This window comes from Salmonella sp. SJTUF15591, assembly GCF_043356435.1.
GTDB lineage: Bacteria > Pseudomonadota > Gammaproteobacteria > Enterobacterales > Enterobacteriaceae > Salmonella > Salmonella enterica.
The window spans coordinates 335,773-349,154 of sequence record NZ_JBEUJO010000002.1; the positions used below are offsets into that span (position 1 = coordinate 335,773).

The following is a 13,382-nucleotide window of genomic DNA, read 5'->3' on the forward strand; positions in this document are numbered from 1 at the left end:
TACTGGCATGTATTAAGTTAAAATCTTTCCGTGATAACAAACTATAAATAAATCTTTTAAATTATGAGCGCTGTTACGCCAGCAAATACCTTTATCTCCGGCTGTCGGGAGGCTATTCACGAAAATATATCCAGGCCAGAAACAGTATTTAATAATAAATAAACTGAAAAATAAAAACTGACAAAAATAGAAGTTCACTGATATATACCCAAAATAATTCGAGTTGCTTAAAGGTGGCAAGGGAGTGAGTCCCCGGGAGCATAGATAACTCAGTGACTGGGGTGAGCGACAATTCTGCCGGGAGCAGATTTGAACGTCGCGTGCGACGGCCCGTCAGGGCGAGGCCCATGGATGGACCGAGTAATCCGTAGCCAACACATAAGCCACTTGAAGTATGAAGGGTATATAACGGGAAAGAAGGCATATCGGCCTGGTAAATCAACGTCTGTGACTTAGTTGTAGGAAACGGCTATGGTGAGGGGGGGGGCGGCAGTTATCGGGCAGTAACGGCATTGTTCAGTGAGTATCCAGGAAAAAAAGAAGGGAGCGGTACTCCCTTCGTAAACATGTCAGAATACGACATTTTGGTACTCTTTTATTTATTATCTGGCCGTAAAAGTTATGCTGTTGGCAGATATCTCCAGTCAACATAAAAAAATACCACCAGCTAAAAATGTGATGCAAACCACCATTAAGCAGGTAACCAAATTGACTGTGCCACTAAATCCGGAAAAGAGTTTGAATCCGGGGATAACATCTGATGCAGAAATTAGCACCAGTCTTCTATTCGGATACCCGGAATGCGTTCAAATTCGCGGAGATTGTTTGTGACGACGACCAGTCCGCGGCTACGGGCATGGCCAGCAATCATCTGGTCATAAGACCCGACAGGTGTTCCCTTGCGGGCCAGTTCGGCACGGATTTGACCGGTATGTATCGCCAGCCTGAAGGGGCATGTTGGCTTTGACGATCAGGCAAAAAACAACGGCGAATAAAGTCGTATGATGATCTTCACATTTATCATCATCAGCGTTCATATTACTCAACCTGTAATCAACCTCTGGCGTTTTTCTGTATCCATCACAACCATTTCCGGTAAAGGTAAAAAAGGGATTTGAACCTTTCCGGAGATGATAATGAAGGTAAATGCATGGATAATTTTGCTTATGTCGGCGCATCTGACGGCCTGTGCCGTCCCTGGCACAGAAAAATATCAGACCAGCATGGACAGCGTTACGGCAGAAAAAATAAGCCGGATTATCCAGTCGGATGTCATTCCTTATAAAGGCGAAAACCATGGAGAAGTTATCAGCCGCGTATCGTCTGCTTTTCTCGGAACACCTTATCAGGCGGATACGCTCATCGGTGGGCCCGGCATCCCCGAAGTCCTTGTAGCGAATTTCAACGGCGTGGACTGCTTTACCCTGGCTGATTACGTTGAAGCCCTGGCCCGCAGCGATAATCAGAAATCGTTTCTGCATAATCTTGCCAGGACTCGCTACGCCGCGGGCAAAGTTGCTTATCTCAGCCGCCGGCACTTCTTCTCTGACTGGTTCGCCGCAGCACCGCGTAATGCACGGGATGTAACGCCGGATATCAGCCCTGATTATGTCGTTGTTGACAAGCAGCTTAACCATAAACCTGATGGCGGCGAGTACATTCCTGGTCTGGGCATCCATCCTCGTAAAATAAATTACATTCCCGGAAGAGCCATCAACCAGCAGGTCATGAACCACCTAAAAAACGGGGATTATATCGGTGTCTACTCCCCGCTTGACGGGCTGGACGTTTCACATGTGGGTATCGTAGTTCGCCATGATGAACAGGTGTGGTTCAGGAACGCCTCCTCATTGGCCGCAAACAGAAAAGTGGTGGACACACCGTTTATGGAATACATGCATTCCAGACCGGGCATCGTTGTGCTGCGGGCTGAATGATAAAGTCACTACCGGAGTCGCCAGCTGATAATAGCCGTCCGACATAGGTATTGAAACCCTGTGTACTGTGGGGCCGACACGGAAAATTGCTGTAAATTCGTGGATTTATTAAATACTAGAAGATATTTGTCTGGAGCGGGCGAAGGGAATCGAACCCTCGTATAGAGCTTGGGAAGCTCTCGTTCTACCATTGAACTACGCCCGCTTTGAGATGCGTAAGGCATTATAAACCTTACGCTCTGGTTGGCAAGAGACTTACTGGCTGACTGGCGATTAATTCACCGTCAGCACTTCGGTTTACTCCCCTGCGGCGGCAGATAACGCAGCGGATCGATGGCCGTCGCCCGGTAGCGAATCTGGAAGTGTAGTCTTACGGATGCGGCATCCGTGCTGCCCATCGTAGCGATTTTTTGCCCCGCTTTAACGCTTTGTCCATTATTAACCAGCATGGTGTCATTATGAGCGTAAGCCGTAATGTAATCTTCATTGTGCTTAATCATGATGAGATTGCCGTAACCGCGCAGCTGGTTCCCGACATAGACAACTTTACCCGCTCCCGCCGCATAAACAGGCGTTCCGCGCGCGCCCGCAATATCGATTCCCTTATTTCCGCCCTCCGCGGTGGAATAAGGTAAAATCACTTTACCGTTAGCAGGCCATACCCAACAACGCTGCCCCACCGGCGGCCAGGAGGATTTTGGCACTGAAGATGACGGTCTGACCGCGGCAGTTTTTGTTGCTGTTTTATTGCTGGTTTTGCGTGTTGAACTACTACTCTTTGCGCTGCCGCGCACTTTAATTCGCTGCCCCACCTCAATAGTATAAGGCGGAGAAATGCCATTCAGTCGGGCCAGTTCTTTCACGCTGGTTCCCGTGGCGCGCGATATACGATACAACGTATCGCCGCGCTTAACGGTATAGACGGAGCCGGAATACGTTCCTGAGCCGGAATTACTGGAACACCCCGCCAGCAGCAGCCCTGTGCATAACAGCACCGCAATACCCAGGCTATTTTTGTTCAGGCGTCCTGCGCTCAAAACCATTCCTCACTCTATTGACAGACGCCTTATGATAGCAGCCAAATGCCGTATGCCCAATCCATTGACGCCGGAAAGGGGCCGCGTGGATGATGATGCCGCGAATATCCGATATGCCAGCATAATATCGACTCACGGCACAATGGCGCTCGTCTGCGTTCTGTCAGGGCCTGTTTTGGTAATGCCTTTCTTTCTGTTATGCGCTACGCTGATCGTCTGAGTATATGGCCTGGCCATGCTGCCGGGTCATTTTAATTTTCAGGAGCTTTCATGACTGAGGAACATGTCGTTTTATTGGATGAGCAGGATAAGCCTTCCGGCACACTGGAAAAGTTTGCGGCTCATACGCTTAATACGCCTTTGCATCTGGCTTTCTCCTGCTGGCTATTTAACGAAGATGGTCAGTTGCTGGTAACACGACGGTCGCTGAGCAAGAAAGCCTGGCCAGGCGTGTGGACGAATTCGGTTTGCGGTCATCCGCAACAAGGCGAAACCACCGAAGAGGCGATCATCCGCCGTTGTCGGTTCGAACTCGGCGTGGAAATTACCGATCTCACCCCCGTCTATCCGCACTTCAGCTATCGGGCGACAGATCCAAACGGTATTGTGGAAAATGAAGTCTGTCCGGTATTTGCCGCGCGGGCAACCAGTGTGTTACAGGTTAACAGCGAAGAGGTGATGGACTATCAGTGGAGCGAATTTAAAAGCGTATGGAAAAGCCTTCTCGCTACGCCGTGGGCATTTAGCCCGTGGATGGTCATGCAAGCGTCAGACGAACAAGCGCGTGAACGACTCCTCAATTACTGCCAGCGTTAAAGATTGCCTGATGGCGCTACGCCTGAACAAAGAGATGCCGGATGGCGGCTAATGCCCCATCCGGCAATTTACATCTTATTTCACCGGACGCATCGCCGGGAACAGAATAACGTCGCGAATCGTGTGGCTGTTAGTAAACAGCATCACCATACGGTCGATACCAATTCCCAGACCCGCTGTCGGCGGTAAACCGTGTTCCAGCGCCGTCACGTAGTCTTCGTCGTAGAACATGGCTTCGTCGTCGCCCGCCGCTTTTGCATTAACCTGATCCAGGAAACGCTGCGCCTGGTCTTCCGCATCGTTCAACTCGCTAAAGCCATTGCCGATTTCACGACCGCCGATAAAGAACTCGAAGCGGTCAGTGATTTCCGGGTTCACATCATTACGACGCGCCAGCGGAGACACTTCAGCCGGATATTCGGTGATGAAGGTCGGCTGAATCAGATGCGCTTCAGCGACTTCGTCAAAGATCTCGGTGACGATACGGCCCAGACCCCAGCTCTTCTCGACGTGAATGCCGATGCTTTCAGCAATCGCCTTCGCGGAATCGAAGTTGTCCAGATCAGCCATATCTGTTTCCGGACGATATTTCTTGATCGCTTCACGCATGGTCAGTTTTTCGAACGGCTTACCGAAGTCAAACACTTCATCACCGTACGGAACCTGGGTGGTGCCCAGAACATCCTGCGCCAGCGTACGGAACAGAGACTCCGTCAGCTCGATCAGGTCTTTGTAGTCCGCATACGCCATATAGAGTTCCATCATGGTGAACTCAGGATTATGGCGCACGGAGATGCCTTCGTTACGGAAGTTACGGTTAATTTCGAATACGCGTTCGAAGCCGCCAACCACCAGACGCTTGAGGTACAGTTCCGGCGCGATACGCAGGTACATGTCCAGATCCAGCGCGTTGTGATGGGTGATAAACGGACGGGCAGACGCGCCGCCTGGGATCACCTGCATCATCGGGGTTTCGACTTCCATAAAGCCGCGAGCAACCATAAACTGGCGAATACCGGCCAGGATCTTCGAACGGGTTTTGAAGGTGTTACGGGATTCATCGTTAGAGATGAGATCCAGATAACGCTGGCGATAGCGCGCTTCCTGGTCCTGCAGGCCGTGGAATTTATCCGGCAACGGACGCAGCGCTTTCGTCAGCAGGCGCAGTTCGGTGCAGTGGATAGACAGCTCGCCGGTTTTGGTTTTGAACAGCTTACCTTTTGCGCCGAGGATATCGCCAAGATCCCACTTCTTGAACTGCTCGTTGTAAACGCCTTCCGGCAGATCATCGCGCGCCACATACAGCTGAATGCGGCCGCCTACGTCTTGCAGGGTAACAAAAGAGGCTTTACCCATAATACGGCGAGTCATCATACGGCCCGCGACGGACACTTCAATATTCAGCGCTTCCAGTTCTTCAGCTTCTTTCGCGTCAAACTCTGCGTGCAGTTGGTCTGAGGTACGGTCACGACGGAAATCGTTCGGGAACGGGATACCCTGCTCACGCAGTGCAGCCAGCTTCTCGCGACGTGCCTTCATTTCATTGTTAAGATCGACTACCTCGTCAGCGCCCTGTGCGTTTTGTTCAGACATGTTGATTCCTCATAGCCCTGCTTTCAAACTTGCTTCGATAAATTGATCCAGACTACCGTCCAGTACCGCCTGTGTATTGCGGGTTTCCACCCCAGTACGCAGGTCTTTAATGCGGGAATCGTCCAGGACATAGGAACGAATCTGGCTTCCCCAGCCGATATCGGACTTAGTGTCTTCCATCGCCTGTTTTTCAGCGTTCTTTTTCTGCATCTCCAGTTCATAAAGCTTCGCTTTCATCTGCTTCATGGCCTGGTCTTTGTTTTTGTGCTGCGAACGGTCGTTCTGGCACTGCGTCACAATCCCGGTGGGAATATGAGTGATACGCACGGCGGATTCCGTACGGTTAACGTGCTGACCGCCTGCGCCAGACGCGCGATAGACATCGATACGCAGATCCGCCGGGTTAATGTCGATATCGATATCGTCGTCCACTTCCGGGTACACAAACGCGGAGCTAAACGAGGTATGACGGCGACCGCCGGAGTCAAACGGACTTTTACGCACCAGACGATGTACGCCGGTTTCAGTGCGCAGCCAACCATAGGCATATTCGCCGGAGATTTTGATAGTCGCGGACTTAATGCCGGCGACTTCCCCTTCCGACTCTTCAATGACTTCCGTCTTGAAGCCGCGCGCTTCCGCCCAACGCAGATACATACGCAGCAACATGCTGGCCCAGTCCTGCGCTTCAGTACCACCAGAACCGGCCTGAATATCGAGATAGCAATCGGCGCTATCGTACTCGCCGGAGAACATCCGGCGGAATTCCAACTGCGCCAGTTTCTCTTCCAGCGTATTCAGTTCCGCGACGGCTTCGTTAAACGTCTCTTCGTCGTCAGCTTCTACCGCCAGTTCCAGTAGCCCGGAAACGTCGTCCAGCCCCTGAGTCATTTGATCAAGCGTATCGACGATCGCTTCGAGCGATGAACGCTCTTTTCCCAGCGCCTGCGCGCGCTCAGGTTCGTTCCAGACATCCGGCTGTTCCAGCTCGGCGTTTACTTCTTCCAGACGCTCTTTCTTAGCATCGTAGTCAAAGATACCCCCTAAGAACGTTGGTGCGTTCCGTGAGGTCCTGAATGCGGTTATTCACCGGGTTAATTTCAAACATGGTCTGATTTCTTTTATTTGACTTGTCAAAATGCGGTTATAAGGGCGAAATATTAGCGGATTTCGCCCCTTAATTACAGCGAAAGTGTTGTTAAATCGCCCCGATCATAGCGGCCAAATATCATCGATAATAATCTGTAAACTACGGTTGCCGCGAAACTCGTTAATGTCCAGTTTATAAGCCAGTTCTACCTCCCGCACGCCGTTATCCGGCCAACAGGTCGTATCAATATTAAATGCGATGCCATCCAACAGCGGGCCGCCGCCGACAGGCTCCACCATCACCTTGAGGTGACGCTCGCCCACCAGACGCTGTTGTAGCAGACGGAAACGACCATCGAATAACGGTTCCGGGAACATTTGCCCCCACGGTCCGGCATCCCGCAACAGTTGCGCCACTTCCATAGACATCTCCGCCGCGCTTAATGGACCATCGGAGATCACCTCGCCTTGCAGCAGGGCAGGATCGAGCCATTCCGTCACCAGCTCGCCAAAACGTTGCTGAAACTGCTCGAATTTATGCTCTTCCAGCGACAATCCCGCCGCCATCGCATGACCGCCGAACTTGATCATCAGATCAGGGTAAAGGGTATCCAGCCTTTCCAGCGCATCGCGCATATGCAACCCCTGAATCGAACGGCCTGAGCCTTTTAGCGTGCCATCGCCCGCAGGCGCAAAGGCGATCACCGGGCGGTGAAAACGCTCTTTAATGCGCGACGCCAGAATTCCGACCACGCCCTGGTGCCATTCAGGATGATACATCGCCAGACCGCCCGGAAGCGTTTCACTACTGCGCTCAAGCTTTTCGCACAGGATAAGCGCTTCCGCCTGCATCCCCTGCTCTATTTCTTTGCGCGTCTGGTTAAGCGCATCCAGCTCGCTAGCCAGAACACGCGCTTCGCCGAGGTTATCGCACAACAGTAACGCCACGCCAACGGACATATCATCCAGCCTGCCGGCGGCATTCAGGCGAGGCCCCAACGCGAAGCCTAAATCACTGGCGGCAAGCTGCTGCGGATCGCGATTCGATATCTCCAGCAACGCTTTAATTCCCGGACGGCATTTCCCGGCACGAATACGACTTAGCCCTTGCCAGGTCAGAATACGGTTGTTAGCGTCCAGCGGCACAACGTCTGCTACCGTACCCAACGCCACTAAATCCAGCAGCTCCGCCAGATTCGGCGGCGCGATGTTGCGCTCGTCGAACCATCCTTTGTCGCGCAAAAATGTTCGCAACGCCAGCATCAGGTAAAACGCCACGCCGACGCCCGCCAGCGACTTAGACGGGAATTCGCAGTCGCGCAGATTGGGATTAATAATCGCTTCGGCATCCGGCAACGTGTCGCCTGGCAGGTGGTGATCGGTCACGATCACCGGAATCCCCAACGTCTTTGCATGCGCTACGCCGGCGTGGGATGAAATGCCGTTGTCTACGGTGACGATAAGCTGCGCGCCGCGCGCCTTCGCCTGATCGACCACTTCCGGACTTAAACCGTAGCCGTCCTCAAAGCGATTAGGCACCAGATAACTGATGTTGTCACATCCCAACGCACGCATTCCCAATACGCTTAGCGCAGTACTGGTCGCGCCGTCGGCGTCAAAATCGCCAACAACAATAATGCGGGTACCTTCGCGAAAGGCGTTGTAGAGGATCTCCACCGCGTTATCTATGCCGCTAAGCTGTTGCCAGGGCAGCATTCCTTTCACGCTGCGCTCCAGTTCGCGGGCGCTACGAACGCCCCGGCTGGCATATAAACGTCGTAGTAATGGAGGAAGATCGGCGGGGAGTTCCGCCGTCTCATCAGCCTCGCGCCGACGAAGTTGTCTCTGTTGTTTCACGCGTATTATTTACCACTGGTCTGTTTTTGATGCTCATCAAGAAACGCTTTCATCTCTTTCGGTCCCTGATAGCCAGGCACCACATAGCCGTTACTCAATACAATGGCTGGCGTACCGCTAACGCCCAACTGCACGCCCAACGCATAATGATCAGCAATGTTCACGTCACAGCTTGCCGGTTTCACACCCTTACCTGCCATGGCGTCATCAAACGCTTTGTTTTTGTCTTTGGCGCACCAGATAGATTTCATATCCTGCTCCGCCTGGCTTTCCAGCCCCTGGCGCGGGAAGGCCAGATAACGTACCGTGATCCCCAGCGCGTTATAATCTTTCATCTCTTCATGTAGCTTATGACAATAGCCGCAGGTGATATCGGTAAAAACAGTAATGACATGTTTCTCATCCGGCGCTTTATAGACGATCATCTCTTTTTCCAGCGCATTTAGCTGGCTCATCAGCAGTTTGTTCGTCACGTTTACCGGATGCGCGCCGCTCACGTCATACATCGGCCCTTGAATAATATGTTTGCCGTCATCAGTGACGTACAGTACGCCGCTGTGAGTGAGGACGGTTTTCATCCCTGCCACTGGCGAGGCCTGAATTTCCGTACTCTGAACGCCCAGCTTAGCCAGCGACTGACGGATAGCCGCATCATCCGCATGGGCCACGCCTGAAAACGCCGCCGCCAGTAAAGTGAACATCATAAAACGCTTTTTCATAAACTATCCTTTCCTGTCAGCACTCATGCCCGCGGATGGTGCTGTTGATGAAGTTGACGCAAACGCTCCGTTGCGACATGCGTATAAATTTGTGTCGTCGAAAGATCGCTATGCCCAAGTAGCATTTGTACAACGCGCAAGTCGGCGCCGTGATTCAGCAAATGCGTGGCGAAAGCGTGACGTAAAACATGCGGCGATAGTTTTTCGCTATCGATTCCAGCCAGTACCGCATAATGTTTAATACGGTGCCAGAAGGTCTGCCGCGTCATCTGCTGCGCACGCTGACTGGGGAATAATACGTCAATCGATACGCCATTGAGTAACCAGGGACGCCCATGCTCCAGATACGTTTCCAGCCAATATACCGCCTCTTCGCCTAACGGCACCAACCGCTCTTTATTGCCTTTACCGATAACCCGCACCACGCCCTGCCGCAGACTGATATCGCTCATTGTCAGCCCCACCAGTTCCGACACGCGCAAACCGGTGGCATACAGCACTTCCAACATAGCTTTATCGCGCAACTCCAAAGGTTGATCAATAAGCGGCGCCTGCAAGAGCCGTTCAACCTGCGCCTCGCTAAGGTCTTTCGGTAAACGCTGCGGAAGCTTAGGCGAGGCCAACTGCGCGCTCGGATCATCCTCACGATACTTTTCACGGTACAGATGCTGGAAAAAGCGCCGCATAGCGCTTAACAGGCGTGCGGAACTGGTCGCTTTGTATCCGCCCTCCACCCGTTCAGCCAGCAGCGTTTGTAAATCATCAGCCTGCGCCGTCGCAAGCGTTTTTCCGCGACGATGCAACCACGCAACGACCATCGATAAATCGCGACGATACGCGCTTAATGTATTTTCCGCCAGATTTCGTTCCAGCCACAGGGCATCCAGAAACTGCTCAATACGCGCTAAATCCTGTTCCATTCGCGCTCCCCACTTCACGCTGACTTTGGGTGCATTATGCCTCATTGTGCCGTGAATGCAGCGATTCTGTTACACTACCCGCAACGCTATAGCAGAATCGAGATGTAACGTAATGAACATGGGTCTTTTTTACGGTTCCAGCACGTGCTACACCGAGATGGCCGCAGAGAAAATTCGCGATATCCTCGGCCCGGAGCTGGTGACATTACATAACCTCAAGGATGACGCCCCCGCCTTAATGGAGCAGTACGACGTGCTCATTTTAGGCATCCCCACCTGGGATTTTGGTGAAATTCAGGAGGACTGGGAAGCCGTCTGGGAGCAACTGGACGATCTCAATCTGGAAGGCAAAATCGTTGCGCTTTACGGTATGGGCGACCAGCTCGGCTACGGCGAGTGGTTCCTGGATGCGCTGGGTATGTTGCATGACAAACTTGCCCTCAAAGGCGTTAAATTTGTCGGCTACTGGCCCACAGAAGGCTACGAATTTACCAGCAATAAACCGGTCATTGCGGATGGGCAACTGTTTGTCGGCCTGGCGCTGGATGAAACGAACCAGTACGATCTCAGCGATGAGCGTATACAGACCTGGTGTGAACAAATTCTCGGCGAAATGGCCGAACACTACGCCTGAAGCCTTACTCGCTGTATTTCCCTCTCGACGGAACCGCGTTTACGCCGTTCCGTCAGTGTTGGCCTGATATCGGCTGCTGTAACAGTATCCGACGCAACTCACGCCATTCCGCTTCTTCCATGCTATCCGCCGCCAGCCATAAATGTTGATGACGTCCAGACTCTGCGCGTAAACGCAACACCATCCCGCTCTTCAGTAACCAGGGCGGACGCAAGAGCGTCCAGTCCTGCCCCTGCCAGCGTAAGCGCCCGTCCATGAGTAGCTTGATCTCTCCCTGGCAGGTATTAATCCTGCGCTGGCTACGTACACAGTCAAACACGACCAGCGACAGTAGTATCATCCATAACGGGGTATAACTCAGCGGCCAGGGCATCAATAAAATCACCGCGGCAACCAGCCCATGAATGAGCAATGAGATCCACTGAGCGCGCCATGAGACGCGTAAATCAGATTGCCACAGGACCACGTTCCCGATTCCGTGTCTGAATGAGTCGGACCATCTGTTCCAGTTCAGCGTCAGCCGGTTTACCGTGATTCATTAACCAGTTAAATAAATCCGGGTCATCACTCTGCAACAAACGGACAAAAATACGCTTTTCTTCATCACTTAAACTATCGTACTCATGTTCAAAAAACGGCATGATGGAAATATCAAGTTCGCGCATACCGCGACGACATGCCCAGTGAATACGTGCTTTATTGTGAATATCCATGTTCTTCCTGCCTCGCGAAAATGAAGTACCGGGCTATTGTAACGTGTTTTTGGCGTTGTTTTACGGGAATCTCAGTAATCTGGAACGCGATCGCGAAATAAAAGGCTGGGAATCAATATGTTCATCCATTTTGGATACCGCCTCGCAAAACGATCAATCCGCTCTCAATGGGCTATTTAAAGCACTTGCAATGACCGATGGCTCTTTTACCATTAACCATTATTGTTGCAGCTAACCAGGACATTATTTATGGCTTTTATCTCCTTTCCACCGCGTCATCCTTCATCGTCAGCCCGCCTGCCGCTGACGCTGATCGCGCTTGACGACTGGGCGCTGTCGACCATTACCGGCGTAGACAGTGAAAAGTATATTCAGGGCCAGGTCACCGCTGACGTAAGCCAGGTGACTGAACAGCAACACCTTCTCGCCGCCCACTGCGATGCTAAAGGTAAGATGTGGAGCACTCTGCGCCTGTTCCGTGAGCGCGACGGTTTCGCCTGGATTGAACGCCGTAGCGTGCGTGAAGCGCAATTAACGGAGCTGAAAAAGTACGCCGTATTTTCCAAAGTGGTCATCGCGCCGGATGACGAACGCGTATTGCTTGGCGTGGCAGGTTTTCAGGCCCGCGCGGCGCTGGCTAATGTCTTTAGCGAACTGCCCAATAGCGAAAATCAGGTGGTCAGAGACGGCGCCTCCACGCTGCTATGGTTTGAACATCCTGCGGAACGATTCCTGCTTGTCACCGATGTCGCGACGGCCAACATGTTAACGGAGAAGTTACATGGCGAAGCCGAACTGAATAACAGCCAACAGTGGCTGGCATTGGATATTGAAGCAGGCATTCCGGTGATTGACGCGGCGAACAGCGGTCAGTTTATCCCCCAGGCGACTAACCTACAGGCGCTGGGCGGCATCAGCTTCAAGAAAGGCTGCTACACCGGACAGGAGATGGTCGCACGGGCAAAATTCCGCGGTGCCAATAAACGCGCGCTTTGGTTGCTGGCGGGCAAAGCCAGCCGGGTACCGGAAGCAGGAGAAGATCTGGAGCTACAGATGGGCGAGAACTGGCGTCGTACCGGCGCTATTCTGGCGGCGACGCAGTTGGACGATGGTCAGTTACTGGTTCAGGCCGTCATGAATAACGATTTAGAAGCCGAAAGCGTCTTCCGTGTTCGCGACGATGCCAACACCCTGCATATCGTCCCGCTGCCTTACTCGCTGGAAGAGTGATATCACGTTAAAAGCCGGATAGCCTGATAGCGCAACGCCATCAGGCTCGCACGTGCTGCTCTCGTAGGCCGGATAAGGTACGACAGCGCCGCCATCCGGCACGGGCATCCGGGAATTACGCCTGTCCCACATACAAATAGATAGCCAGGAAGTGGCACACGCTGCCGCCCAGCACAAAGCCATGCCAGATGGCGTGGTTATAAGGTATGCGTTTGCAAACATAGAAAATTACGCCCAGCGAGTAAACGACGCCACCTACCGCTAGCAGCGTCACGCCGCCTATCGCCAGCTTAATCGCCAACTGATAAACCACTATCAGCGACAGCCAGCCCATTGCCAGATACGTAACCAGTGAAAGCACTTTAAATCGGTGCGCAATCGTCAACTTGAAGAGGATACCGAATAGCGCCAGGCTCCAGATCACAATCATTAGTCCGCGCGCCAGCGGCGAATCCAGACCTACCAGCAGAAATGGCGTATAGGTTCCGGCAATGAGCAGATAGATAGCGCAGTGATCAAATTTCTTTAACCAGATTTTTGCCCGCTGATGAGGAATGGCATGATAAAGCGTTGAAGCAAGAAAAAGCAGGATCATGCTCCCGCCATATAAACTGTAGCTGGCGATAGCCGTCATACCCGCATTCGCCTCTACCGCCTGAACCAACAACAGCACCAGGCCGACAATACCAAATACCAATCCAATGCCATGGCTAATACTGTTGGCGATTTCCTCAGCCAGCGAATATCCCTGCGTCATTAATGGTTTTTGCACCATAACTTACTCCGGAGAAACGTTCATAACGATGAACTGCGCCTCTAGCGTAACTGAGAATGGTT

General features: G+C 52.4%; 13 protein-coding genes, 1 tRNA gene and 1 pseudogene. 4 read left to right on the forward strand and 11 right to left on the reverse strand.

Annotated features, from left to right (window positions below; genetic code table 11):
* Positions 1-769 precede the first annotated feature (769 nt).
* Positions 770-940, reverse strand: a pseudogene (gene vapC / locus ABVM99_RS05780) (tRNA(fMet)-specific endonuclease VapC); the annotation flags it as partial.
* Positions 941-1,130: 190 nt separating this feature from the next.
* Here vapC and ABVM99_RS05785 point away from each other — a divergent pair.
* Positions 1,131-1,937 (forward strand): DUF1460 domain-containing protein, encoded by an 807-nt coding sequence (locus ABVM99_RS05785; protein WP_077684026.1) that lies wholly within the window; start codon positions 1,131-1,133, stop codon positions 1,935-1,937.
* Between the two features lie 131 nt (positions 1,938-2,068).
* Here ABVM99_RS05785 and ABVM99_RS05790 read toward each other — a convergent pair.
* Positions 2,069-2,142: transfer RNA gene (locus ABVM99_RS05790), tRNA-Gly, on the reverse strand.
* A gap of 79 nt (positions 2,143-2,221) precedes the next feature.
* Positions 2,222-2,980 carry an amidase activator ActS gene (gene actS / locus ABVM99_RS05795; protein WP_000244328.1) on the reverse strand — a complete coding sequence of 253 codons (759 nt, stop codon included), beginning with the start codon at positions 2,978-2,980 and terminating at the stop codon, positions 2,222-2,224.
* 264 nt (positions 2,981-3,244) lie between these two features.
* Between actS and idi the strand changes: the two genes are divergently transcribed.
* Positions 3,245-3,790, forward strand: a complete 546-nt coding sequence (gene idi / locus ABVM99_RS05800) for an isopentenyl-diphosphate Delta-isomerase (RefSeq protein WP_000133983.1) — start codon at positions 3,245-3,247, stop codon at positions 3,788-3,790.
* A gap of 75 nt (positions 3,791-3,865) precedes the next feature.
* Here the strand turns inward: idi and lysS are convergent, their stop codons facing one another.
* The 5 genes from lysS to xerD all read right to left on the reverse strand — a co-directional run bounded on the left by lysS (position 3,866) and on the right by xerD (position 9,968).
* Complete coding sequence (gene lysS / locus ABVM99_RS05805) at positions 3,866-5,383, reverse strand: lysine--tRNA ligase (RefSeq protein ID WP_000003339.1); 1,518 nt, start codon at positions 5,381-5,383, stop codon at positions 3,866-3,868.
* Between the two features lie 9 nt (positions 5,384-5,392).
* Positions 5,393-6,491 (reverse strand): peptide chain release factor 2 gene (prfB, locus tag ABVM99_RS05810; RefSeq protein WP_010989230.1). Its coding sequence is split into 2 segments (ribosomal slippage): positions 5,393-6,415 and positions 6,417-6,491, totalling 1,098 coding nucleotides; the frame shifts between segments, so codons are not numbered across the junction.
* A gap of 104 nt (positions 6,492-6,595) precedes the next feature.
* Complete coding sequence (gene recJ, locus ABVM99_RS05815) at positions 6,596-8,329, reverse strand: single-stranded-DNA-specific exonuclease RecJ (RefSeq protein WP_000813394.1); 1,734 nt, start codon at positions 8,327-8,329, stop codon at positions 6,596-6,598.
* Positions 8,330-8,334: 5 nt separating this feature from the next.
* Entirely contained in the window at positions 8,335-9,048 is a 714-nt protein-coding gene (gene dsbC, locus ABVM99_RS05820) for a bifunctional protein-disulfide isomerase/oxidoreductase DsbC (protein WP_000745614.1), read from the reverse strand.
* A 23-nt stretch (positions 9,049-9,071) separates the two neighbouring features.
* Positions 9,072-9,968 carry a site-specific tyrosine recombinase XerD gene (gene xerD / locus ABVM99_RS05825; RefSeq protein WP_000434303.1) on the reverse strand — a complete coding sequence of 299 codons (897 nt, stop codon included), beginning with the start codon at positions 9,966-9,968 and terminating at the stop codon, positions 9,072-9,074.
* 112 nt (positions 9,969-10,080) lie between these two features.
* Here xerD and fldB point away from each other — a divergent pair, with 112 nt between their 5' ends.
* The gene (gene fldB, locus ABVM99_RS05830; protein ID WP_001055885.1) at positions 10,081-10,602 is read left to right on the forward strand and encodes a flavodoxin FldB; all 522 of its coding nucleotides are present in this window, start codon (positions 10,081-10,083) and stop codon (positions 10,600-10,602) included.
* A 52-nt stretch (positions 10,603-10,654) separates the two neighbouring features.
* On the opposite strand, the gene ABVM99_RS05835 is transcribed toward fldB, so the two are convergent.
* Both ABVM99_RS05835 and sdhE read right to left on the reverse strand, forming a co-directional pair.
* Positions 10,655-11,068 carry a protein YgfX gene (locus tag ABVM99_RS05835; protein ID WP_000244756.1) on the reverse strand — a complete coding sequence of 138 codons (414 nt, stop codon included), beginning with the start codon at positions 11,066-11,068 and terminating at the stop codon, positions 10,655-10,657.
* A complete protein-coding gene (sdhE, locus tag ABVM99_RS05840) occupies positions 11,049-11,315 on the reverse strand; it encodes an FAD assembly factor SdhE (protein WP_000351186.1) in 267 nt (88 codons plus the stop codon). The genes ABVM99_RS05835 and sdhE overlap by 20 nt, the downstream gene beginning before the upstream one ends.
* Positions 11,316-11,564: 249 nt before the next feature.
* On the opposite strand from sdhE, the gene ygfZ reads away from it, so the two are divergent.
* On the forward strand, positions 11,565-12,545 hold the full coding sequence (gene ygfZ / locus ABVM99_RS05845) for a tRNA-modifying protein YgfZ (RefSeq protein ID WP_023202672.1): 981 nt from the start codon (positions 11,565-11,567) through the stop codon (positions 12,543-12,545).
* Positions 12,546-12,660: 115 nt separating this feature from the next.
* Here the strand turns inward: ygfZ and ABVM99_RS05850 are convergent, their stop codons facing one another.
* A complete protein-coding gene (locus tag ABVM99_RS05850) occupies positions 12,661-13,320 on the reverse strand; it encodes a hemolysin III family protein (protein ID WP_000250289.1) in 660 nt (219 codons plus the stop codon).
* Positions 13,321-13,382: the final 62 nt, after the last annotated feature.

What these genes read in the sequence shown, in the direction of transcription:
- lysS (WP_000003339.1), bottom strand. Translation starts at nt 5,383, where the DNA reads ATGTCTGAACAAAACGCACAGGGCGCTGACGAGGTAGTCGATCTTAAC.
- xerD (WP_000434303.1), bottom strand. Translation starts at nt 9,968, where the DNA reads ATGGAACAGGATTTAGCGCGTATTGAGCAGTTTCTGGATGCCCTGTGG.
- ygfZ (WP_023202672.1), top strand. Translation starts at nt 11,565, where the DNA reads ATGGCTTTTATCTCCTTTCCACCGCGTCATCCTTCATCGTCAGCCCGC.
- dsbC (WP_000745614.1), bottom strand. Translation starts at nt 9,048, where the DNA reads ATGAAAAAGCGTTTTATGATGTTCACTTTACTGGCGGCGGCGTTTTCA.
- fldB (WP_001055885.1), top strand. Translation starts at nt 10,081, where the DNA reads ATGAACATGGGTCTTTTTTACGGTTCCAGCACGTGCTACACCGAGATG.
- idi (WP_000133983.1), top strand. Translation starts at nt 3,245, where the DNA reads ATGACTGAGGAACATGTCGTTTTATTGGATGAGCAGGATAAGCCTTCC.
- ABVM99_RS05785 (WP_077684026.1), top strand. Translation starts at nt 1,131, where the DNA reads ATGATAATGAAGGTAAATGCATGGATAATTTTGCTTATGTCGGCGCAT.
- sdhE (WP_000351186.1), bottom strand. Translation starts at nt 11,315, where the DNA reads ATGGATATTCACAATAAAGCACGTATTCACTGGGCATGTCGTCGCGGT.
- ABVM99_RS05850 (WP_000250289.1), bottom strand. Translation starts at nt 13,320, where the DNA reads ATGGTGCAAAAACCATTAATGACGCAGGGATATTCGCTGGCTGAGGAA.
- actS (WP_000244328.1), bottom strand. Translation starts at nt 2,980, where the DNA reads ATGGTTTTGAGCGCAGGACGCCTGAACAAAAATAGCCTGGGTATTGCG.